The sequence below is a fragment of the Pseudoalteromonas sp. DL-6 genome (assembly GCF_004328665.1).
In the GTDB taxonomy this organism is placed as follows: Bacteria; Pseudomonadota; Gammaproteobacteria; order Enterobacterales; family Alteromonadaceae; genus Pseudoalteromonas.
On sequence record NZ_CP019770.1, the window covers coordinates 1,278,718 to 1,301,363 of the forward strand.

A 22,646-nucleotide genomic window follows, 5' to 3' on the forward strand; every position below is an offset into this window, starting at 1 on the left:
ATGAACAATTATTTGCTATTAACGCCCGGCCCATTAACGACCTCTAATACTGTTAAGCAGGCGATGCTTAAAGACTGGTGTACTTGGGATGATGATTATAATCGCGACATAGTGCAAACAATACGTAATAAATTAGTATCGCTTGCGACATCACAACCTAATTATACTAGTGTATTAATGCAAGGCAGTGGCACTGCCAGTGTAGAGTCAGCGCTTGGCAGTCTTATTCCAAAAACGGGTAAGTTACTTGTTATTAATAATGGGGCATACGGGAAGCGTATTGCTGAAATTGCCGACTATTTAGCAATTGACTGTCATGTTTTAAATTATACAGAAACGGCACTGCCAAACCTTAATGAGATTGATACTGTTTTAAAAAATAATTCAGGTATTACTCACATTGCAATGGTCCATTGTGAAACGACCACAGGTATACTCAATCCAATTGAAGAGGTTGGCTCACTAGCTAAAAAGTATCAAAAGGTATTTATTGTTGATGCTATGAGCAGTTTTGGCGGTATTGAGTTCGACCTAGCACAGTGGCATATAGATGTAATGATCAGCTCTGCAAATAAATGCATTCAAGGTGTCCCTGGCTTTGGCTTTGTGGTATGTAAGCAGAGTATTATTGAGCAAAGTGAAGGCATTGCGCGCTCCTTGTCGTTGGATTTATATCAGCAATGGTTATGTATGGAGCAACACCATGGTAAATGGCGTTTTACCTCGCCAACTCATGTTGTGCGTGCATTTTATCAAGCCCTGCAAGAGTTAGATGAGGAAGGAGGAATAGCAGAGCGCTTTAAGCGTTACTCGCAAAACCAAAAGACTTTGGTAGCAGGTATGAAAGCGTTAGGGTTTGTACCTTTACTGAATGAGGAAGTTCATTCCCCCATCATTACCTCATTCTTGTCGCCTAGCGAAGAGCATTATGATTTTAAATCTTTTTACAGTGCGTTAAAGCAAGAAGGTTTTGTTATTTACCCTGGTAAAGTTTCTAACGCCGATTGCTTTCGCATAGGTAATATTGGTGAAGTAGTTGAGGCCGATATACAGCGTTTGCTTGATGCTGTGGCAAAAAACCAATATTGGAAAGCTTAAAGCTAATTTTCACCCGTGCAAGCGGTGCTTAATTTTCATTAAACACCGCTTTTTTATTGGCCATCAACCACCATTTCAATGGCATTATGCAACCAGTACTCAATGTTATAATCAACTAACAAACCATGCTCATCAAATCGCTTTCTAATAACGTGTAAGCAGGGTGTACCGCTATTTTTTTCAAGTAGATGACTCACTTCATCAGGTAATACCGTGACATTTATTATGCTTTGCTCATTAACGATATTCGTTGCGTACTGTTTTGCCATAATATCGGTGATAGAGGTATCTAAGGGGTGTAAGTGAAAATCAGCAAAGCGTTTAGCATCACAATAAATATGCTCAAACATTACGGCGCGATTATCTAGACTACGTATACGTTGAAGATGATAAAGCGTTTGGGCATCTAACGCTTGGCAAATTTTAAGCTTTGCCTGCTGTTGCACACTCACGAGTGTCGTTTGTGCAACAAATCCTTGTTGTTTTGCCAATTCATAAAAATTGACTTTAGTAGCAGGGTGCCACTTTAATCTTTTTGGGGTGACAAACCAGCCTTTACGTTTTTGACTGAATATTAGGCCTTCAGCTTCCAACCTCAGAAGCGCTTCGCGAACAGTAATTCGGGTAGAACTAAACTTTTGTTGTAATTCTCGCTCTGAAGGCAACTTATGACCCGCTGCAATCACGTCGGTTTTTAGTAGCGCATGAATATAATTACGGATCTCTTGATATAAAAGCATCGTTTGATTATTTATCCTAAAAATATAATAGCTTAGCTGAGTATAATATGACTTATATTGTTTATGGTGAGCATTATATTCAGCTAGTTTATGAATCGACTTTAGCAGCATTGCCACTTAATTTAGCCAAAAAATTATCAATACTGCGAACTGCTGCATTACTATCTTCTGCGGCCTCTTTACGTCTTATTGCATTACGCACTAAATATGCACCTGCTGTTCGGATGGGTTCAATAGGAAACTGATTTAGTGATTGATTAACTAAGCCACAGTTTTGCCACTTAGGATCATTATTGAGTACCATTGCACAGAGAATTTTTGCACCCAAATAAGATTGTACAATGCCATTGCCAGAGTAGCCACCTGCGTAAAATACATTTTTTTGATTGTTAAGCTGACCAAAGAATGGAAAGCCAGAAACGCTGCGATCGGAAGCGCCCGTCCACGTTCGTTCTATGGGTAAGTGATGCCTTTCAAAGAAATAATTGAGTGATGATTTTAAAATATCATCATAGCTGCTCGGCAAATCAAACTTTGGATGTACCTTATTACAATAACTAAAAAAGTTTCCTCCTTTACCTAACATTAACCGCCCGTCACTGGTGGTCCGGTAGTAATTAACAAACAGACGAGAGTCAATAATAGCACTGCCGTGATTTAAATTTAGTTGCTCTAAAACTTCTGGGATTGGCTTAGTGATGACCATGTCACTAGAAACCAGTACAACAGAGCGAGAAAATACTTTATGTAAACTAGGTAGCCACGCATTAACCGCAAAAATAACTGTATTGGATAATAGGTTCCCCTGACTTGTATGTACGGTTATTTGTTGATCGCCAAAGTGTTGCATATATTCGCATTGCTCTATTATTGTCACTCCAAGCTGTTGCGCGACTCGCTTTAATCCTCTGACGAGCTTCGCTGGTTGTACACTGCCACCATGTGCAGAAAAATGAGCAGTGAGGTTTTGCTTTGAACCGGTTTGTTGTAATTGTTGAGTGTCACAAGAATGCCACGAATTAATTTTAAATTTATCTAAGTAATCAAGCGCGTTACTTAACCGCCCAATTTGACTCGTGTTGGAGGCTGTATAAAAGCATCCATCAATTCGACAATCACAATCAATAGCATAAGTTAGCGTAAAACGCTTAATATCATGGACGGTTTGCTCAGATTGTTGTACTAAAAAAAGGGCGTTTTCTAATCCTACTAATTTAATCAGACTGGGTAATTTAGTCGACCATGTTAACATCGCACCGCCATTACGGCCCGATGCGCCCTGACCACACAACCCTTGTTCAATAATAGTCACTTTTTTTTGGGGCTGCTGTTGCTTGATTTGAATGGCGGTCCAAAGTCCTGTAAACCCCCCACCGATAATACAAACATCGGTGTGATGATTTTCAGGAAGTTGAGGAAGAAGTCTATCGGCATCCTCCTCTTTTATGGCGCTATCAAACCAAAAAGGTTGATAATTCATTAAGGACGCTCTCCTCGAGCGAGTCTCGCTTCAATTTGCATTAAAACAGGTTCAATATCAGCTAAAGAGTCAATCACGAAATGAGCGCCGGCTTGATATAAATGCTGGTATGCTTGACGGGTTAAAACGGCTTGTTCATCGTTTGAGCACGCTGCCCATTCTTGTTCGGTTAAACCGACTGCATTACCACTTAGGGCAACACCAACAGTCCACATTCCTGCATTTAACCCTTCAGCGATGCCAGGTGCTGAATCGTCAACTTTTACACAGTTCGCAACACGTTGAATGCCTAGTGCATTCACGTTTTCAAGTGCCATCCATGGCCCTGGGCGAGAGCCAGCCGTTAGTTCATCACTACCAACGCTATGATCGGGTTGGTAACCATATTCAGCGGCAGCCACTTCAAGCACGTCCATCACTTGGCGAGGATAGCCTGAACAGCTGCCAATTTTAATACCTTGCTCTTTTAAACGCGCTATTACGGGTAATACGCCAGCAATAGGCATAGCACGATCTGCGACTTTAGCTTTTTGTAATGGCATAAAGGTATTGTAAATATGATCTATTTGCTCATTAGTCATTGAGCAGCCAAATTGTGCCTGCCAACGAGATTCAATTTCCGGTAATTTACCTAGGGTTGCAATATGGTCCCATTTTCCCATGCCCATCGGAATACGCGCTTGCGCCAGCGTAATATCAAAATCAAACGCGGCTTTAAATGCCTCCACAAAAATAGTGGTTGGCGCTACAGAGCCATGGTCTACAACTGTGCCGGCCCAGTCTAAAATGAGTGCTTCTAAATGTTTCATATTTCTTCTCTTATATATGTAGGTGTAGATACAGGGTGTAACCTGCGAACTTGTTTGAAAGGGGATAAGCGCATTACAAAGTAGCTTAGTGAGCACAATACCAAGAATGCAGCGATACAGCCGACCCAGTAACAGGCGTTTATAAAAAAGTTAAGCCAACTAATCTCAGGCATCACAAAGGTGCGATAGAGTAAGATACTCACCGAGCCCAAATAACCAGCTGAGTCTGCTAAGTAAATTAAAAACCCGGCATTAGCGGTTGAGCCAACAGCAGAAATCATACGGTCAAATAAGAAGCAATTGTAGGGGATGTAACTAATATAAAGGCCAGCTCCAAGGAGCACCATCCATGCCTTAGCGTTTAGTAATTGGCTTTCAAACGCAAGAGTACTGCCTACGAACAAGCAGGCACCAAACAAAATGAATCCGTGGTTAACATAAAAAGCGGTTTTATTATTTTTTACTAACACCATTGCACCAAGTGCAATCAAGACTATGAATGCCATTCGTATACCTGCATAGGCGAATATAGCTGGCTCTTGGCCATATCCCAGTGCTTGCCAAATTTCTGCGGCAAAGTTATCGCGAAAGTCACGAAAGCCAGTAAATAATAAGAAACTCAGAATTAAACAACTAATACCAAACCAGTATTGTTTGAAAAACTGCCAGCGGGCTCTACCATTCATAGGTAAGCGTTGTTGACGCGCCTGCTGATCCTCTGGTGTTGGATTGGGTAACAAGGTTAAACACTTAACACTAAGTAACAACAAGGGTAAAAATAACGCTCCGGTTGCGGCAGGCATCCACAGTTCCGGAACATTGAGATTATCTATCAGCCATTTACCGACACTGCGCACTAAACCAGACGCCAAAATAAAGGTGACACTGAGAATGGCACCGAGTATCTCAGAAGTTCGTCTGCCTTCTAAGAAACTAAATACAATACCCCAAATCATTCCCAACGATAAACCATTAAAAAATAGCCATACTACGTTGACTCCAACAGGGGTAACGGCAAATAAAATTAGCGATAATTCAGCTGCTGTAATCATACCAATGATGGCAAGACCTCGTTGTTGGTGCCGCATTTCTGCAATGACCTTAACACCAATAAATTTGGCGCATAAGTAGCCAAATACTTGTGCCAGAATGAGCGCTATTTTAAAGCTAATTTGCCAACTTGGATCGTCAAACTCTGTATAGCTGTTAGCTGTAAAGGGTTTACGAAATGCATACATACAAAAGTAAGTCATAAATGCGGCGCTTGCTGCAAATAGAACAAACCCAACACCGTGTGCACGATGTAGCCACTTTGATTGCGTAAACATAGGGTTATCCTTCGCGAGGCTTTCGCCCCGCGTAATACAATAGATTAAAATTGATAATTAATACCGACCATGCCGCGAACACCATAATACTCAACTTGTAACGGGCGATTTTCATCTCCCAAATAATATTTAAGCGGCTCGTTAGTTAGGTTATTTAATTCAAGATAAACTAATGCATTTTCGTTAAGCTGGTATGACGTAGTAAAATCAACGCTAACATTTTCGCCATAATAGCTATCCGATTGCCGATCACTGCCATGCTCTTCGATGTACTCGCCTTTATAATTTAGGGCAACCCGCGCGGCAAAGGAGCTGTCATCGTAATATAAGGTAAAGTTATAGAGGTTATCGGCTTGACGCGGAATCGCTACTTTATCGCCACGATCTGGAATATTCATTTGTGAGTCCATAAAGGTCGCATTCACCATTACTCCAAAGCTATCTAGAGTCGGATTGATGAAGCCCAAATCGCGATTAAAGGCCATCTCAATACCTGCAAGCCATGCGCTGTCGCCATTTTCTGGGCGCACAATATTTACACCACTGTTATCATTAAACTGACCAATTGAGCTACTTTGAAAAATTGGGTCGCTAATGTCCTTGTAAAACAGGCCTGCAGAGACTAAACCAACACGTTCAAAGAAATGCTCAACCATCAAATCAACATTATTTGAGTAAGTGGGTTCGAGTTCGGGATTACCGGTAACAAGTTCGTTATCAGCTTCTAAGTAGGTTGCGCCTGGTGTTAAAGAGCCAAAGTCAGGACGTGAGAAAGAGCGGGTTAATGCTAAGCGGTAGTTGGTTTGCTCGTCGCTGTGATAAGTAACATGTAATGCAGGTAACACCGATAGGTAATAATTTTTAGCATGACTTGGTGTAACTCTATCTTCATCAGCTAGGTATGTATAACCATTCACTTCAGTATCGGTTTGAGTTAGACGTAAACCACCTAGTATTTCCCAGTCGTTATTAATTGTATAGGTTGCCATACCATATAGTGAGGTATGCTGCTCGTTAACATTAAAGTTACGTCCTAACGCACCGCCATTTTCAATTAAGGCAGACTCACTTTTATCAAGTACAAATTTGTCTTTATTGGTATTCCAAAACTGCGCTAGATCGCCGGTATCAACAACTTGCGAAAATTGCTGTTGGTAATCAATAGCTAATTCATTTAAAAAATCATTGCGGCCTGGCTGATCTGCCAAAGTAAAGTCACTTAAGCTTGGCGCAGCGCCATAGTTTGCTTCATCCCACGCGTAAAATTCATCGCTAAAGCGCGCGACACGTTCTTTATCACGGTATTTGGCACCTATTTTTACAGTTAAGTTTGCATCTACTTGCCATTCGAAATCGGCACTCGCGACAATTTTATCTTTCTCATTAACGAATATTTTATATAACTCTACCCATGAAAGATTAGTATTAGCAGGATCGAACGAAAAATCACTAGGTAAATGGTTACTGATTGCATTCCATGGATCGCTGCCACCATCAATCGTATTATAAGCGTAATTTTTGCCTGTGCCCCTGTCTTCTAGTCCTTGAAAGCCAACCTGTTTTTGGTCAAATCTGACAACAAAATAACTGTTGTCTTCGCTATTTGGGGTATTGCCATAACGAAATTCATTCTCGTAACTTGATAACTTCCAACTAAGAGTTTTGTCATAACCAAAATAATGCTCTGCCTCTAACTCAAGCCCAGTCATTTCGGTAATTAATTCATTGCGGATATGTTGTACTTCAGCGCGATTTTTATCAAAGCGCATACGATGCTTATAATGTGTTTCGTCATCAATTAAAGTCCCATACATGGCTGTGGCGCTAATTGTGCCTTGTTCAAGTTGATACTCAACAGCACCATTAAGCCCATAAGTTTCGCGCGTGCCGGTATAATCTCGTAACTCTAAGCGATAAATGCCTAAACCATCATTGCCACGGCGCGGCTCATAGTTATCAGTGGCCCAGTCACGTTGCCACGCAGTCGCATTGATCAAAAAACCTAACTTGTCGTCTAGTAAGCGGTCGCCGTAAAGTAAGTTTGCTGAATAATTAGTGCCATCGGCAAGCTCATTTTGACCAATTGCAAAATTAGTATTAAACACAAAATCATCGGGCGCTTTTTTAGTGATAAAATTAACATTACCGCCAATGGCGTCACCTTCAAGGTCAGGGGTTAGCGCTTTCGACACTTCGACAAATTCAATTAATTCACTAGGGAAAAAGTCAAAAGCTGTTGCTCGACTGGTGGTTTCTTCTTCAGCCGTTGGTAAACGATCGCCGTTAATACTCGCAGAGCTCCACTGTGCCGGTAGACCGCGCACAGCAACAAAACGACCTTCACCTTGGTCACGTTCAATCGATACTCCAGGTATACGCTGTACAGCTTCAGCTGCATTTCTATCAGGTAGTTTTCCAATACCGTCAGCAGAAATAATATTTTTAATACTTTTGGCATTTTTTTGGTTATTAGCTGCCGCCATTTCACCGCGCTGAATTTGGCCGACAGCAATTATTTCTTCAATGGCGTTATTATTATTTGCAGCAAAAAGAGTGATTGGTTTTAGCTTTTTTATTTCGCCTTCACCAACAGTAATATCAACAAAATAAGGCTGATAACCTAAATAAGTCACTTTAAGTTGGTGTTTACCAGGATTTAACTGCGGTAACTCAAATTGTCCCTGATAGTTTGTTACGGTACTTTTACCAGTACCAACTACTGTGATTAATGCGCCAGAGAGCAGTGATTTACTATCTTCTACAGTGCCTACAAATGTAGCGTTACCGGCAACGGCATCTTGGGCAATAAATAACGGGCTAGTACACAGTAATATAGCAGTGGCTATTGCATGTCGTTTCATTATTAGTTTTACCTTAAGTTTATTTTGGTCTAGACCAGATATTTTAACTAATAATAGTGATGAATTTTTACAAACATGTGACGAAACTAATTTTTTTCACAGGAGGGGATTTTTTTAAGGTAACAAAAAGCCCAGCACTAAGGCTGGGCGGTTATTCTTTGTATTAAACTTAATGTTTTTGCATTTTACTCATTTCTGCATGGCAGCTTTGCATGGTAAGTAATACCTTTGATAGCGCTGCTTCACAGTCGTGGGACTGAGGCTTTTTCAACGCTATTTTTATTTCTTCTAAGGTTTTATCTTCTACTTCCTCAAGCTCTTTAACGTAAATTTGATCGTTATCGTTAGTAAATTTACTGATCAAAGCGGTGAATGCTTGGCGTGCTTCTACAACAAACGACGAGCCATCTTCGCGTTCACCCTGCTGATTAATTGCATAAGGTTGTAAACTCTCCACACAGACTTTACGCGCGTCAATCATACGTTGGAATAGGGCGCCTATTGCGGGGTCTTGTATTTTATCTTGTGCTGTTTGGTAAAAGTCGATGCCGCTATTCATTACTTGGATAATGTCGGTAATATGATTTATTTCTTGTCCTTGATGGGTGCTCATAATAATGACCTCTGTTAATTTAAAATACAGTCATTACCAAGCAAGCGCTATTCCAAACAAGCTTTATTTTTAAGTTTTTGTATTTTATGGCTTTTAATTGTTTTTGACGGGGAGGAAGGCTTGCTAACCAAGCGCTAGCAAGCAAATTTTACATAAAGGTATGTAAGAAGGTTATTTTAGCTCATCCGCTACTTCAGCTACTTTTTGGCGTAACCAAATATGGCTAGCATCTCTGTGTAATAAAGGGCTCCATATCATATCAAGTTCAAATGGCGGAATAGGAAAGGGTGGCTCAAGTATTTTAAGCCCAGGATCGTCTAAATAAATATTGGCTGCCTTTGAGGGCAACGTAGCAACTAGGTTTTTCTCTTTCGCTAAATGAATAGCGACATGGTAGTTACGGGTAAAGGTGGCAATATTTCGGTGTTTACCAAAATGAGCCAGTGCTTCGTCAACCCAGCCCAGCTTTTGCACATCTTTAGGATCCATCCCTACACCCACACCAAAACCTGTCTTACTTACCCAAATGTGGCGGGCTTTTAAATAGCTGTCTAGACTAAAGTTTTCAATAATAGGGTTGTCGGATTTGACTAAACAGCAAAAGCTATCTTTCCAAATACGTTTATGATGAAACGATTGTGGTAAATTTTCAAAGCGGTTAATCGCCATATCTACTTTACCGTTTTCAACATCGTGAAAGGTAACATCACTGGGAGTTAAAATATCTAAGGTGGTGTCGGGCGCTTCTTCGTGTAGTTTGCCTAATAAACGCGGTGCCATGGTACTGGCTGCGTAATCACTGGCCATGATCCTAAATACCCGTTTGCTTTGTTTAGCATCGAACTCACGATTAGGTGCCAGTGTTTCTTCCAGGGTCATCAAAATGCCACGAATGACAGGCTGTAGCTCAATAGCACGCTCGGTCGGCACCATGCCATCGCTGGTACGTACTAAAATAGGATCATTAAAAAGATTTCGTAGGCGTTTAAGTCCGTTACTCATGGCCGGTTGAGTAATACTAAGCTGGTTTGCAGCACGAGTAACATTACATTCGCGCAGTAATGTATCGAGGTAAACCAGTAAATTTAAATCTATTTTACTTATATTCATTGTGTGTCCTTAACGTTTACCAATAATGGATAAAACGTTGTGCTGTAGGATAGGGATAAATATGACTCACCTTTCCATTTTTTATATTTTGTTGTGCTTGTTTCCAAAAGTTCACATCAAGTAATTCAGGGTGCGTGCTAGTTAAAAATTGTTTATATGTTGGGTTAGGCATTACAAAAGTACATAGCTGCTCTGGAAATACATCTTGAGGAGCAACCGAGTAACTTTGTTCGTCCATTAAATAATCGTCATAACTTTTTGCTTTGGGTAGTGCTCTAAAGTTCATGTCTGTTAAATATTGCACTTCGTCGTAATCGTAAAAAATAATACGTTTGTGCTTACTTACACCAAAGTTCTTTAACAACATGTCACCGGGGAAAATATTCACGGCAATCATTTCTTTGAGTGCTTGACCATACTCTTCTATGGCATCGGCGGCACTTTTTTCATCTGCATTTTCTAAAAACAGATTAAGCGGTGTCATGCGTCTTTCAATATATAAATGTTTTATAATTAACCAGTCACCTTCAATAACCATTGATGATCCAATGGTTTTATGTAACTGCGCTAACAAGTTACTATCAAAACGCGCTAAAGGAAATACGACGTTTGAATACTCTATAGTGTCGGCCATTCGCCCTACACGGTCGTGGCTTTTAACCAATTGATAGCGTTTTAATACGGTATCGCGACCAAATGGCTTACTTTCACCAAATTTATCTTTGATGACTTTAAATACATAGCCAAATGAGGGCAGAGTAAATACCATCATCACCATACCTGGGGTGCCAGGTGCAATAGTAAATTCGTCATTAGAATGGGTTAAATGATTCAAAAACTCACGGTAAAACTCAGTTTTTCCTTGTTTATGAAAACCAATCGCGTTGTAAAGCTCGGCTAAGGTTTTATTCGGCATCAGTTGGTTTAAAAACCGCACTAACGCGGAAGGGGCGTGAGTTTCTACCATAAAGTAAGCGCGTGCAAAGCCAAAAATAACCCGCATTTGCGACGACTTAGTCAGCAGGGCATCAAGATATAACCCCTGATCTTCATGGTGAAGTACCGCAATGATAAAAGGTTGAACGCCACTTTGCGATACAACACGCCCTACAATATACGCGGCTTTATTGCGGTAGAACGGCGTGTGTAATATATCAAAACGCATTTGCCAATGCTGGTGGTGAGTATCGGGGGCCTGCTTATAAAATGCTTTAACTAATAAACGAATATCGCGCTCAAGATTGACAAAATCGGCTTTAAAATCAAAGTGGTTAATGATGCGTTTAATGGTTGGTTTTAAACCGTCCACTACCGGGAAGTAGCTTCTGTATTCAGCTTCTACAGGCACTGAAGGTGCATCTTTTAGTGTCGCTTCAACAAAAATAAAGTCGTTATGGAAATAGCGGCGGTGGTACAGGCGGCAAAATACGGAGTTATAAAATGTCTCAGCAAGCTCAGCTTGCGGATGAAAACATAAAAAATGCTGGTAAATTTTCTTTACTTCAAGCCATAAGCTTTCGTTTAGCTGGTCTGTTTGCTGGCGTTCACGTAAGGTTTTTGTGGTTTCGTTAACCCGATCATCGTAATAACTAATACGCAAGCGGCTAATATCATTAATTGCTTGCCAATCTCTTTTAGCAAACGCATAGGGCGCTTTTGCTGTTGTTCTTTGAAACAGCAGGTAATGTTTTTTAAATCCGGTTAAAATTAATTCAGCAATTTGGCGTGGTTGCATCAGTACTCCTTAATTGACGCCTTTAGGTGTTTAGCAAAGTGCAGGTGGATACCATTTAAATTGTAAAAGGTGGTTAAAAGAAGTTGCACCACTAAACACGCATTAGAGTTCAAACTCTACGGTTGTTAAGGGTATGTTATTTTATATTTAAAACCAAGCTAATTAAGATGATATTTATTTAAGTTAATTAGTGGCTGATTGGTAGGCATCAATCTTTTTTTGTAATTTTTTAATTCGCTTTTCAATCAACTTTTTATCTTTTTTATATTGCTTATCTAAGCTTTTTTGTGTCTTTTTAATATCTTTACTAATTCGTTTTTTGTCTTCCGCACTCAATATATGATTTAAGCGCTGTTGTTGCTTAAAATCAGCTCTGTCTTTTTCTCGTGTAAGAATGGCGAGTTTATGCTGGTTACTGCGCAGCTCTGCCTCTAAGTTGGTAATTATGGTGTCGCGTTCAAGTTCGTTTAACTGCTGGGTGTAGTTTATTTCTTCACCTGTCTGTTTAGGCTCAGTGGAAGTTATTTTATGCATGGTTGCATTGTTACTACAGGGAAATTGTGAAAATGTCGTTCCTTTTGGAGTAACGCATTTGTAGTAGGTGGTTTGAGCTAATGCGAAAGGGCTAAAACAAAAAAGGCAGACAATAATGATCAGATTAATAACGTTGAACATAATGATTATCCTTTGCATATTCTGATCGAGTTAATAATTTTTAATGCTAAAAACTATAACCTAGCTTGGGGGGATAGCAAGTGCAAAGGAATAAAAATAGAAAATCAAGCGAGCCAGTGCTAATAACCCGCTTGAACTATCAGGTGCTATTGAGAAAAAGTTTTGAGCTTTTTAATACTGTGTACTAAAAACGGAATATCAAGTCCTTGTTCAATTGAAAACCCTTCAGCTGCGGAAATATTTCTAAAATTTCCGTCACGATCAATTAGCGTAATTCTATCTTTTTTATAAGCTATCACGACACCTTGTGAGTAATTAACGCCAATGTTATTACTTTTACTGTATAAGTTTTTACCTAACATTGTCTGCTCTGCAAGGGCATTACAGTTTAAATATTGGCCAAGGGTAGTAGCAATAATATCACTCGGCTGAATTAAGCCGTTCACTTTAGAAATAAACTTATCTGAGCTATATAGCGTTGACGTAGTCACTATTTCATTACTGTTTTGCGACACACTAAATGCAAAAAACTCAGTAGCATCATCGCGTACAGTCGCGCTTTCATTTGCTTTGATAACCCTGATTGCACTGTCTTTGTGTGCTTGCTCGTTAATAAAGCTCAGCTCATCAATACCGTATACTTCTACACTTCGACGTTGGCTTTGCCAAACGGGTAACGTTTGTTGCTCAATAATGTCGGTTTTATAAAATGCAGGCAGGCCGTACACTAAACCAAATAGCATGTCACTATGATCTGTAGGTTGTAAAAATTGCTGATTTTTATAAACGCCTTGTTTGCTGGCAACAAATTTTGCTAACTGCTCGTCATTATCAAAAACTAAAATATCAATTTTAGCTGCGTTGTAATCTTCACATTTTGCTAATGGGGTAGGTATTTGGTAATTAATACCTTGGTTATTAATTTTAACATTATGTGCTTGCTCGTAGCTTTCAACATCCAATAAGTCGTTTTTAGCGAGTAAACTTTTGGCTGTAGTAGGGTACGAAAGTGGCAGTACGTTGTCTTGCTTGGTGATATCAAACTTTAAATTTGCATCAGCCCAAATATGAATGCTGTGGCTTAATGCAAAACAAATCACTAAAAAAGAACCGGCATAACGGGCAAATTTAAATTGCTTCAAACGCCCTAAATGGTGCCAAGTAAAGTTACTAACCGTAAGCTGAAAACCTAAAATAAGTAATACAATACTGCCAGCTAGCAAGGTAGTGAGCGCAGGTGAATTTGTTAAGCGGTGCCACAACAACGAAATAATTTCAGGCAGTGCTGAGGCATTTAAGTGATAGCCTAAGTTAAAATACACATAAGCGTCCAAAGTGAGTATTGAAGCACCTATTGTTGCTATCACTGCTGCCATACCGCGTATATGCTGCGGATAAGGAAACACTAAACTTAAAGGAAAAACCGTCAGCACAAACGCTAAAAATGCAATAAAGCTGGTGTGGCTTAGCCACGTAACCACCATATAAGTAATACCTATATAGGTGGTGGGCGGCGAGTCGGCAAATAAATAGCTTAAGCTAATTAAAAGCGCCAAACCAATATTGGCAAATGTAAACCAATGGCCCCAACTTAATAATTGACTTGCTTTCGATGAAAACTGGTTATGCTGCGATAAATTCATAGAGTTTATTTAACCGACTGAGCGAGTGCTTTTGCAAAGTTCTCAGTAACAGCTTGTCTTTTCCCTGTTGGTACATGCTCTTTTAAGATATGCGTGATAGAATTTCCTAAACACATAAGACTTAAATCAACCGGCGCATTGTGTTTTGATAAAACATCAATAAGCTGATCGACGATTTGTTCTACTTCTTCATTAGAGTATTTTGATAAGATTGGCATCAGTTGGTTCAATAAAAATAGTTATATTCCCGTATTTTAACACCAGAGGCGTGAAAAACAAAGATGACAATAGATGTTAAAAAATTAGTCGTGCACTATGTAGACAAAAAAGATGACGACACCCAAATTCACCTTCGCAACGATGAAATGATGATCAACGACAAAGTCGCTGTATTCATTGAGCAATTACACCATGCCTACAATGGCAAACCGGGCAAAGGTTTTTGTGCTTTTAGTGGCGAAAAAAACAGTATTGTTGCCTCTACTATGCAAAGCTACCGCAATAATGAGCTTGGCTTTTGGCATATGACCGAGCAAGCATCAACGGTATTAAAAGAAGAGTTAGATAAATACGCTTTTAATGAGACTGGCTATTTAGTATTTTGTCATTATCAGTACGTGGCTACTGATTATATGTTGATTGCCATGATCAACATTAAAGAACACTACTCAATGACTTCAGAGCTTGATTTAGCCGCATCGCGCCATTTAGATATTTCGCGTATGCAATTGGCTGCCCGCATCGATTTAACCGCATGGGATACCCAAGCAGACGATAATCGTTATATTTCATTTATTAAAGGCCGTGCAGGGCGAAAAGTAGCTGACTTTTTCTTAGATTTCTTAGGTTGTGAAGAGGGTATTGACCCTAAGCAACAAAGCCAAGTGATGCTAAGCGCGGTAGAAGACTACTTATCAGAGCAAGAATTTGATAAGTCTGAAAAGGACGATTTACGTAAGCAAGTATTTGATTATTGTAACGACTGTGTCACCACAGGCGAAGAGGCTAATGTAAGTGAACTTTCAGCAACGCTGACTAAAGGCGACGACAACCCGTTTGAGAGCTTTTGTAAAGAGCAAAGCTATGACCTAGAAGAGTCATTCCCGGTTGATAAAAAAACGGTAACCAGCATGGTTAAATTTTCAGGCTTGGGTGGCGGTGTGAGCATTAGCTTTGAGCGTAAGCATTTAGGTGAGCGTGTAACTTATAATGAAGCCACTGATACCTTAGTGATCAAGGGCATTCCGCCAAACCTAAAAGACCAACTGCAACGTTTCATGGAACAAGAGCAAGATTAAACTCATGGCGGGCTGCGAGCTACGGGTTGCGGGATCAGGTTCGTAACCCGAACCCCGCAGCCAGCTAACTTTTTTGACTCTAATCTTTGGTTTTTTAACCACAGAGAACACCGAGGCGCTGCGCGCTGCACCGAGAATACATAACAAAACCAATACCCTGTACTTTTTAATTTCATAACATTTGTATTTAATCATTTCCTCTGTTTTCTCCTATCCTCTGTGGTAAATAAATCACTAAAGTCTTATTGTCATGCTTACGGCAAATTGCGAGCTACGAGTTTTGGGCTCAGGCTCGTAACCCTAACCCCACAGCCCGCTAACTTTTCTGCCTCTAGTCTTTGATTTTTTAACCACAGAGAACACCGAGGCGCTGCGCGCTGCACTGAGAATACAAAACAAAAACCAATAATCTGTTATTTTTAATTCTCATAACATTTGTATTTAATCATTTCCTCTGATCCTCTGTGGTAAATAAATCACTAAAGTCTTATTGTCATGCTTACGGCAAATTGTGAGCTACGAGTTTTGGGCTCAGGCTCGTAACCCTAACCCCGCAGCCCGTTAACTTTCGATTGTAACTTTACCCTCTAAAAGCGCAGCGTCTCATAGCCCTCTTTGTGCATAATTCACTTAGATCATTTTTGAACTGAGAGAAGGGAATGAGGAGTAAATGAGAAGATAAAACAAGTGTTAGATGTTAATAAATAACTGTAGACGTAGAGCTTGCTCACGTGTGAAGCGAAGCTTCGAATGTTTTAACCTTTAACCTTTAACCTTTAACCTTTAATTTTCAGTCTTTACTCCTTACCCGATCCTCGCAGCCCAAACCCCGTTTGCCAGATACATAAATGCCAGGCATTAAAAAACCGCGTTAAAATCAATTAACGCGGCTTTTTTATGCTTTGAGCTAAACTTAGTGCTTATTCAGCATTAAGTGTTTTAGTCATTGCTGAGCTTGCACGACCGGCAGGTTTTACCGAGCCAGGGCGAAGGCCGCTGTCAGGGATTAACTCGCGTTTGTCATGTGCCATTGCAACCGATGTATGCTTGGTTTCGCTATCAGCTACAGGTGTTGGCTGTGCCATTGGCGCACTTGCATGTCCAGCTGTAATCACTGTTTTAGCGTTTACATTACTAGAACTCGCTTGTGAAACAGTTTTAGGTTGGCTTGCAACCACTGGTGCTTCTTTCGCTTCTACAGGTGTTTCAGTAGCACTAACCGGTGCGGTTTCAGCTTCAACAGCAACTTCTTCAGTTTTTACTGGTTCTTCAGCTTGTACTGGTTCTTCAGTTTTTACTGGTTCTTTAGCTTTCACTGGTTCTTCAGTTTGTACTGGTTCTTCAGTTTGTACTGGTTCTTCAGTTTGTACTGGTTCTTCAGTTTGTACTGGTTCTTCAGTTTGTACTGGTTCTTCAGTTTTAACTGGCTCTTCAGTTTTCACTGGCTCTTCAGTTTTTACTGGTTTTTCAGTTTTCACTGGTTCTGCAGCTTTCACTGGCTCTTCAGTTTTCACTGGTTCTTCAGTTTTCACTGGTTCTTCAGTTTTCACTGGTTCTTCAGTTTTCACTGGTTCTTCAGTTTTCGCTAATTCTTCCTCAACAATGTTTTGTTCAACTGCATCAGAGGCATCAACGGCCGATTTATGTGCTTTTGCTTTTAGCTCTGCTTCGTATTCAGCAGCGGCTTGATCCGCAACGGGTACAAACGCAGGCGCTTCATCAGACTTTTCTGGTGCGTTTTCACCTTCAGGGCGACGACGGCGTTGACCTGATGCGCGAAGATGACGTGGTGAACGACGTGAACGAGTGCGTGTTTGCTCTTGTTCTTCATCTTGTGCCACAGCGTTATCGTTTGCATCAACAACAGCCTCTGCTTGTTCTTTAGCAGGTGCAGGTGCTTTTTCATCTGATACTGGCGTTTGCTTTTCAGCAACAGGTGCTTGCTCTTGTACTTGTGGCTTGTCTTCTTTCACCACAGGTTGCTCAACAGCTTGCTCTGTTGTTTGAACTTGCTCAGCACTTTCGTCTTGTACGCGAACTTTTTTACGTAAATTACGACGTTGGCGACGTACCTTAGGCTTTTGCTCTTTTGGCTCAGCACTTGCATTTTTGTCAGACTTAGGCGAAGTATCCGCGTTTTGAGTTGCCTCTGCTTTTACTTGCGTTTTATCTTCAGTTTTATGCTCAGGACGTTTACGCGTATTAGAATTGCGACGGCGCTTATTGCGATTCTCATTCTTTTCTTGCGTATCACCTGCAGGCGCTGACTCATTTTTAGTTTCAGTGTCTGTTGTACGTTCGTTACGTGGTTTATTACGTGGGTTGTTATTACGACGACGCTGGTTGTTGTTACGGCGACGATTATCACTACCACGATTGTTATTGGTGCGCTCTTGAGATTTCTTCTCAGAAGACTCTTGTGTTGTTTGCTCGCTTTCGTTTGCAAATAACGACTTAATCCACTTACCCAATGAAGTAAATAAACCAATTTTAGCTTTTGCTTCTACTACCGGCGCTGCTTTTGCTGCCGCTTGTGGAGCAGGCGTTGAAGGCATAACGACACCTTTAAGCTTCGGCTCTTCACGTACAGGTGCTGCTGGCGATTTAGACATTTCAAATGCTTCAGGCTCAGGCGCAACAACTTGCTCGTAGCTTACTGTTTCAAGCGTTTCATCTTTACGTAAGCGCATTACTTCGTAGTGTGGTGTTTCCATGTGTTGATTAGGAATAATCACTACGTCACATTTGTGATGCTTTTCAATGCGGTGAACGCTACGACGTTGCTCATTTAATAAATAAGCGGCAACAGCAACAGGCACTTGTGCATTTACTTGTGCAGTATTGTCTTTAATCGCTTCTTCTTCAATCAAACGTAAAATCGATAGTGCAATTGACTCGTTTGAACGAATAGTGCCTTGACCACTACAACGTGGACAAACACCTTGGCTTGCTTCACCTAGTGAAGGGCGTAGGCGCTGGCGCGACATTTCAAGTAAACCAAAGCGTGAAATTTTACCAATTTGAACACGCGCACGATCTGGGCGAGCGGCATCTTTTAAGCGGTTTTCTACTTCACGTTGATGACGTGGAGGAGTCATATCAATAAAGTCGATAACAATTAAACCACCTAAGTCACGTAAACGAAGTTGACGTGCAATTTCATCCGCTGCTTCTAAGTTGGTGTTAAGTGCTGTTTCTTCAATATCGCCGCCTTTTGTTGCTTTAGACGAGTTGATATCGATAGACGTAAGTGCTTCAGTAGGGTCAATAACAATTGAACCACCTGATGGTAAACGCACTTCACGTTGGAACGCAGACTCAATTTGGCTTTCAATTTGGTAATGCGTAAATAACGGTGTGTCACCTTGATAAAGCTTAACGCGGCTCATAAAGTCAGGACGAAAACGCTCAATGTGCGCTTTAGCTTCTTCAAAAACACGTGGTTTATCAATTAAAATTTCGCCAATGTCACGACGTAAATAGTCGCGAATGGCGCGGAAAATAACGTTGCTTTCTTGGTGAATTAAAAATGGCGCTTTAGCACTGTCTGCCGCTTGTTGAATGGCTTCCCAGTGGACTAATAATGCTTTTAAATCGTAGTTTAATTCTTCAAACGATTTACCAACACCCGCAGTACGTACAATCAAGCCCATACCTTTAGGTAGTTCTAAACGGCTAAGCGACTCTTTAAGTTCAGTACGCTCATCACCTTCGATACGGCGAGAAATACCGCCAGCGCGAGGGTTATTAGGCATAAGCACTAAATAACTACCTGCCACGCTGATAAAGGTTGTGAGTGCAGCACCTTTTTGGCCACGCTCTTCTTTATCAACTTGTACTATTACTTCTTGACCTTCTTTGATCACGTCGCGAATATTCGGACGACCATGGAAGGTGTAACCTTGCGGGAAGTAAGTGCGAGCAATTTCTTTTAATGGAAGGAAACCATGACGATCAGCACCGTAATCAACAAATGCTGCTTCTAAAGATGGTTCAATGCGTGTGATTTTGCCTTTATAAATATTGGCTTTTTTCTGTTCGTGACCTGGGCTTTCTATATCTAAATCATATAGGCGCTGGCCGTCAACCAGTGCTACGCGCATTTCTTCTTGCTGCGTTGCATTGATTAGCATACGTTTCATAATGTTACTCTACTAGTTTGTGTCGCTGACATGACGATGTTTTTCTCGCCTGTTCAGGTGTTCCTATTTTTAGAATGTGCAGCCTCACGACTGGGTCTTTAACGGAACGGCTCTGTATTTTGGTACGCAGTATTTTAAATGCCGGCAAACAATAGGGTGTTATCACGCTATTAAATTCTAAAGGGATTCAAATGTGTCGGCTGTTTAGCTCAATACTCATTTTATCCAGAAGTTGGCCTGTCATATCAATCTTATTAAATGCATTCATATTAGGTGCGTAGGGCTCTTTAGGTTCAAACCATAGTTTCGTTTTTAAAACTACCGTTATCTATTTTATGAGCAAAAATCGCTACCGATGTTAATGAACGCTTATTTATTAGATTTTTTTAGTTCTAAATAAGCTGCTGTACGGTACTACTACAATATTTGAGCGAATTCTGAACGGCGTGTTTTTTACGCCGTCACTATCAGACAAATTATCTGTTCATTGCTTTTACTATCACATTAAAAATCAATTCATGTTCAAACTTAACCAGCAATATATTACGCGCATTGCCGTTAGTTGTGCGCACGTGTTGACTGGGTATGTATAAAAGCTTTGGAAAACTTAACTCGGATCTGTATGATCGGTTACCCAGAATGTGCATCACGAATGTTTTGTTGTGTTAAAAAGCACCGTTGTTATTTGCAAATACTAAATATTTGCGCTGCTGATTATCCCACTATTATAACCGTGTTAGCAACTAAATTATTTTACTTAAATCAGTGATTAGGCAATGTCAGAAAAAACCGGCTTACAAGTATCTTTTGTCACGATCAACGAAGACCACCTAGGTCAGCGTATTGATAACTTTCTTATTACCCATTTAAAAGGGGTGCCTAAAAGCGCAATTTATAAAATTCTTCGTAAAGGTGAGGTGCGTGTTAATAAAAAACGCATCAAACCTGTGTATAAATTGCAGCTAGACGACGTTATTCGTATACCGCCAATTAGAGTGTCAGAGCGTGAAGAGTTTGTACCATCAAAACTCGATAAAGTAACGCGCCTCGAAGACGATATATTATTTGAAGATAAATACCTGATTGTTATTAACAAGCCATCAGGCATGGCTGTGCATGGCGGTAGTGGCTTAAGCTACGGGCTTATTGAAGCATTACGTGTTTTACGCCCAGAAGAGCGCAGCCTAGAGCTTGTGCATCGTTTAGACCGCGATACCTCAGGTTGTTTACTCATTGCTAAGCGCCGCTCAGTGCTGACCGCTTTGCATGAGCAATTACGCGAAAAAACCATGGAAAAAAATTACTGGGCATTGGTAGAAGGCCAATGGGACTCTAAAACAAAAAATGTAACGGAAGGTTTGCGTAAAAATACCCTAAAATCGGGTGAGCGCGTAGTACGTGTTGATAATACCGAGGGCAAACCGTCGCATACCCGTTTTAAAGTGCTTGAACGTTTTAACGATTGCTCATTAGTACAAGCATCCCCTGTAACCGGTCGTACTCACCAAATTCGTGTGCATACTCAGTGTCAAGGCCATGCTATTGCCTGTGATGATAAGTACGGCGACCAAGGATTTGATGAGTCAATGCGTAAACGCGGTTTAAACCGCTTATTTCTACACGCGCATGATTTAAGCTTTTACCATCCTAAAAACGAAACCACTATGCGAGTAGAAGCACCGCTTGATAAAGCACTATCAAGTTGTTTAGTAAAACTTAGAGCAGCAAAGGCGTGATCGTAACCCCAATAAAACATTACAAGCTGGTGATTTTTGATTGGGATGGCACCATTATGGATTCAATTAGCAAAATCGTTAATTGCATTCGCAAAAGTGCCCAATCACATAATATTGAGCCGCCAAGCGATACCGCTAGTAAAAATATTATTGGTTTATCGCTTGAAAACGCAATCGCAACCTTGTTTCCTGATCACAGCGAACATCACGAAACGCTTATTGCAGGTTATAAACAGCAATATGCACTTGATACCACCCCAACACCGGTGTTTGATCACGTTGCACAGGTACTCACTGAGTTAAAAAATCAAGGCGTAATATTGGCGGTTGCCACAGGTAAAAGCCGAGTAGGACTGGAACGTCTACTGAATGAAAGCCAACTGCGTCACTTTTTTAGTGCTACGCGTACCAGCGACGACGCTAAATCAAAGCCTGCTCCCGATATGCTTTATCAATTGCTTGAAGAGCTAGGGATAAGTGTTGATGAAGCGCTAATGATAGGCGACACCCAAATAGATATGGCAATGGCAAAAGCCGCGGGTATGGATAGAATAGGGGTAACCATGGGCGTGCACAACGCAGCGCAATTAAACGAGTTAACCCCGATTGCAACGGCTGACAACTATCAGCAGTTGCAAAATATATTACTTGGTTAATCAGTTAATTTGCGCTAGGCACTTGAGCTGCTAATACATCAACACCAAACTCAGCCAATAATTGGCTGAGTTTAATGAGTGGTAAACCAATTAAGCTGTTTGGATCATCACCACTGAGCTTTTCAAATAAACAAATACCCAAGCCTTCACTTTTAAAACTTCCAGCACAGTTATAAGGTTGCTCTGCATCGCAATAAGCACTTATTTGCGCCGTTGTTAACGTTTTAAAGGTCACATTGAATGGCTCAATAATGGTTTTGCATTGCTTAGTGTGTATATCGTACACACATAAACCAGTTAAAAAAGTGACTGTTTGCCCACTAAATAAGCTCAATTGCTTTATTGCGTTTTCTTTATTGTGCGGCTTACCTAATATTTGGCTATCAAATACAGCAACTTGGTCGGAGCCAATCGCGAGGCCTTGGTCAAAATGATCGACGGCTGCTGCGGCTTTTAATTCACTGAGGCGCTTAACAAGTGTGCTTGGTGTTTCGTTTTTATGCGGCGTTTCGTCAACATCTGGCGAAAACGTTTCAAACGGCAGATTAAATTTTTGTAATAAAGACTGCCTAAATGGCGAGCTTGAGGCTAATATAAGGGGGTGCTTCATGGCATGTTTTCCTAGCGTAAATCAGATTGAGTTAGGATAAATCAGATCCGTGAGTAAAACACGTGAAAAACAACGTAAAATTGGTTTTTTACTTTGACTAACTTACTAACTA

General features: G+C 40.6%; 17 protein-coding genes. 4 read left to right on the top strand and 13 right to left on the bottom strand.

Going from position 1 to position 22,646, the window contains the following annotated elements; translation table 11 throughout:
* Positions 1-1,098: a 2-aminoethylphosphonate--pyruvate transaminase gene (gene phnW, locus B1F84_RS05965; RefSeq protein WP_205988837.1), complete on the top strand. Its 1,098-nt coding sequence runs from the start codon at positions 1-3 to the stop codon at positions 1,096-1,098.
* 53 nt (positions 1,099-1,151) lie between these two features.
* On the opposite strand, the gene B1F84_RS05970 is transcribed toward phnW, so the two are convergent.
* The 11 genes from B1F84_RS05970 to B1F84_RS06020 form a co-directional block, all read right to left on the bottom strand.
* Positions 1,152-1,838, bottom strand: a complete 687-nt coding sequence (locus tag B1F84_RS05970) for a GntR family transcriptional regulator (RefSeq protein WP_131690851.1) — start codon at positions 1,836-1,838, stop codon at positions 1,152-1,154.
* 88 nt (positions 1,839-1,926) lie between these two features.
* Positions 1,927-3,318: an FAD-dependent oxidoreductase gene (locus B1F84_RS05975; RefSeq protein WP_131690852.1), complete on the bottom strand. Its 1,392-nt coding sequence runs from the start codon at positions 3,316-3,318 to the stop codon at positions 1,927-1,929.
* Positions 3,318-4,127 carry a phosphonoacetaldehyde hydrolase gene (gene phnX, locus B1F84_RS05980; protein WP_131690853.1) on the bottom strand — a complete coding sequence of 270 codons (810 nt, stop codon included), beginning with the start codon at positions 4,125-4,127 and terminating at the stop codon, positions 3,318-3,320. Before phnX ends, B1F84_RS05975 begins: the two co-directional genes overlap by 1 nt.
* Positions 4,124-5,455 carry a DUF5690 family protein gene (locus B1F84_RS05985; RefSeq protein ID WP_131690854.1) on the bottom strand — a complete coding sequence of 444 codons (1,332 nt, stop codon included), beginning with the start codon at positions 5,453-5,455 and terminating at the stop codon, positions 4,124-4,126. The genes phnX and B1F84_RS05985 overlap by 4 nt, the downstream gene beginning before the upstream one ends.
* Positions 5,456-5,499: 44 nt before the next feature.
* Positions 5,500-8,316, bottom strand: coding sequence for a TonB-dependent receptor (locus B1F84_RS05990; protein WP_131690855.1), 2,817 nt, complete (start codon positions 8,314-8,316; stop codon positions 5,500-5,502).
* Positions 8,317-8,485: 169 nt separating this feature from the next.
* Positions 8,486-8,929 carry a PA2169 family four-helix-bundle protein gene (locus B1F84_RS05995; protein ID WP_131690856.1) on the bottom strand — a complete coding sequence of 148 codons (444 nt, stop codon included), beginning with the start codon at positions 8,927-8,929 and terminating at the stop codon, positions 8,486-8,488.
* A 171-nt stretch (positions 8,930-9,100) separates the two neighbouring features.
* Entirely contained in the window at positions 9,101-10,039 is a 939-nt protein-coding gene (locus tag B1F84_RS06000) for a LysR family transcriptional regulator (RefSeq protein WP_076919116.1), read from the bottom strand.
* 16 nt (positions 10,040-10,055) lie between these two features.
* On the bottom strand, positions 10,056-11,774 hold the full coding sequence (gene aceK / locus B1F84_RS06005) for a bifunctional isocitrate dehydrogenase kinase/phosphatase (protein WP_008109841.1): 1,719 nt from the start codon (positions 11,772-11,774) through the stop codon (positions 10,056-10,058).
* Between the two features lie 183 nt (positions 11,775-11,957).
* On the bottom strand, positions 11,958-12,449 hold the full coding sequence (locus B1F84_RS06010) for a DUF4124 domain-containing protein (RefSeq protein WP_036934386.1): 492 nt from the start codon (positions 12,447-12,449) through the stop codon (positions 11,958-11,960).
* A 146-nt stretch (positions 12,450-12,595) separates the two neighbouring features.
* Positions 12,596-14,092: a DUF3413 domain-containing protein gene (locus B1F84_RS06015; RefSeq protein WP_131690857.1), complete on the bottom strand. Its 1,497-nt coding sequence runs from the start codon at positions 14,090-14,092 to the stop codon at positions 12,596-12,598.
* Positions 14,093-14,097: 5 nt separating this feature from the next.
* Positions 14,098-14,310 (bottom strand): DUF1414 domain-containing protein, encoded by a 213-nt coding sequence (locus tag B1F84_RS06020; protein WP_008109847.1) that lies wholly within the window; start codon positions 14,308-14,310, stop codon positions 14,098-14,100.
* A 63-nt stretch (positions 14,311-14,373) separates the two neighbouring features.
* Between B1F84_RS06020 and yejK the strand changes: the two genes are divergently transcribed.
* Positions 14,374-15,390: a nucleoid-associated protein YejK gene (yejK, locus tag B1F84_RS06025; RefSeq protein ID WP_131690858.1), complete on the top strand. Its 1,017-nt coding sequence runs from the start codon at positions 14,374-14,376 to the stop codon at positions 15,388-15,390.
* A gap of 920 nt (positions 15,391-16,310) precedes the next feature.
* On the opposite strand, the gene rne is transcribed toward yejK, so the two are convergent.
* On the bottom strand, positions 16,311-19,532 hold the full coding sequence (gene rne, locus B1F84_RS06030; protein WP_131690859.1) for a ribonuclease E: 3,222 nt from the start codon (positions 19,530-19,532) through the stop codon (positions 16,311-16,313).
* Between the two features lie 776 nt (positions 19,533-20,308).
* On the opposite strand from rne, the gene rluC reads away from it, so the two are divergent.
* Positions 20,309-21,268 carry a 23S rRNA pseudouridine(955/2504/2580) synthase RluC gene (gene rluC, locus B1F84_RS06035; protein ID WP_008109857.1) on the top strand — a complete coding sequence of 320 codons (960 nt, stop codon included), beginning with the start codon at positions 20,309-20,311 and terminating at the stop codon, positions 21,266-21,268.
* A complete protein-coding gene (locus B1F84_RS06040) occupies positions 21,265-21,924 on the top strand; it encodes an HAD-IA family hydrolase (RefSeq protein WP_008109859.1) in 660 nt (219 codons plus the stop codon). Before rluC ends, B1F84_RS06040 begins: the two co-directional genes overlap by 4 nt.
* 4 nt (positions 21,925-21,928) lie before the next feature.
* Here B1F84_RS06040 and B1F84_RS06045 read toward each other — a convergent pair whose 3' ends face one another.
* On the bottom strand, positions 21,929-22,534 hold the full coding sequence (locus B1F84_RS06045) for a nucleoside triphosphate pyrophosphatase (RefSeq protein WP_008467407.1): 606 nt from the start codon (positions 22,532-22,534) through the stop codon (positions 21,929-21,931).
* Between the last annotated feature and the right edge of the window lie 112 nt (positions 22,535-22,646).

What these genes read in the sequence shown, in the direction of transcription:
- phnW (WP_205988837.1), top strand. Translation starts at nt 1, where the DNA reads ATGAACAATTATTTGCTATTAACGCCCGGCCCATTAACGACCTCTAAT.
- B1F84_RS05970 (WP_131690851.1), bottom strand. Translation starts at nt 1,838, where the DNA reads ATGCTTTTATATCAAGAGATCCGTAATTATATTCATGCGCTACTAAAA.
- B1F84_RS05975 (WP_131690852.1), bottom strand. Translation starts at nt 3,318, where the DNA reads ATGAATTATCAACCTTTTTGGTTTGATAGCGCCATAAAAGAGGAGGAT.
- phnX (WP_131690853.1), bottom strand. Translation starts at nt 4,127, where the DNA reads ATGAAACATTTAGAAGCACTCATTTTAGACTGGGCCGGCACAGTTGTA.
- B1F84_RS05985 (WP_131690854.1), bottom strand. Translation starts at nt 5,455, where the DNA reads ATGTTTACGCAATCAAAGTGGCTACATCGTGCACACGGTGTTGGGTTT.
- B1F84_RS05990 (WP_131690855.1), bottom strand. Translation starts at nt 8,316, where the DNA reads ATGAAACGACATGCAATAGCCACTGCTATATTACTGTGTACTAGCCCG.
- B1F84_RS05995 (WP_131690856.1), bottom strand. Translation starts at nt 8,929, where the DNA reads ATGAGCACCCATCAAGGACAAGAAATAAATCATATTACCGACATTATC.
- B1F84_RS06000 (WP_076919116.1), bottom strand. Translation starts at nt 10,039, where the DNA reads ATGAATATAAGTAAAATAGATTTAAATTTACTGGTTTACCTCGATACA.
- aceK (WP_008109841.1), bottom strand. Translation starts at nt 11,774, where the DNA reads ATGCAACCACGCCAAATTGCTGAATTAATTTTAACCGGATTTAAAAAA.
- B1F84_RS06010 (WP_036934386.1), bottom strand. Translation starts at nt 12,449, where the DNA reads ATGTTCAACGTTATTAATCTGATCATTATTGTCTGCCTTTTTTGTTTT.
- B1F84_RS06015 (WP_131690857.1), bottom strand. Translation starts at nt 14,092, where the DNA reads ATGAATTTATCGCAGCATAACCAGTTTTCATCGAAAGCAAGTCAATTA.
- B1F84_RS06020 (WP_008109847.1), bottom strand. Translation starts at nt 14,310, where the DNA reads ATGCCAATCTTATCAAAATACTCTAATGAAGAAGTAGAACAAATCGTC.
- yejK (WP_131690858.1), top strand. Translation starts at nt 14,374, where the DNA reads ATGACAATAGATGTTAAAAAATTAGTCGTGCACTATGTAGACAAAAAA.
- rne (WP_131690859.1), bottom strand. Translation starts at nt 19,532, where the DNA reads ATGAAACGTATGCTAATCAATGCAACGCAGCAAGAAGAAATGCGCGTA.
- rluC (WP_008109857.1), top strand. Translation starts at nt 20,309, where the DNA reads ATGTCAGAAAAAACCGGCTTACAAGTATCTTTTGTCACGATCAACGAA.
- B1F84_RS06045 (WP_008467407.1), bottom strand. Translation starts at nt 22,534, where the DNA reads ATGAAGCACCCCCTTATATTAGCCTCAAGCTCGCCATTTAGGCAGTCT.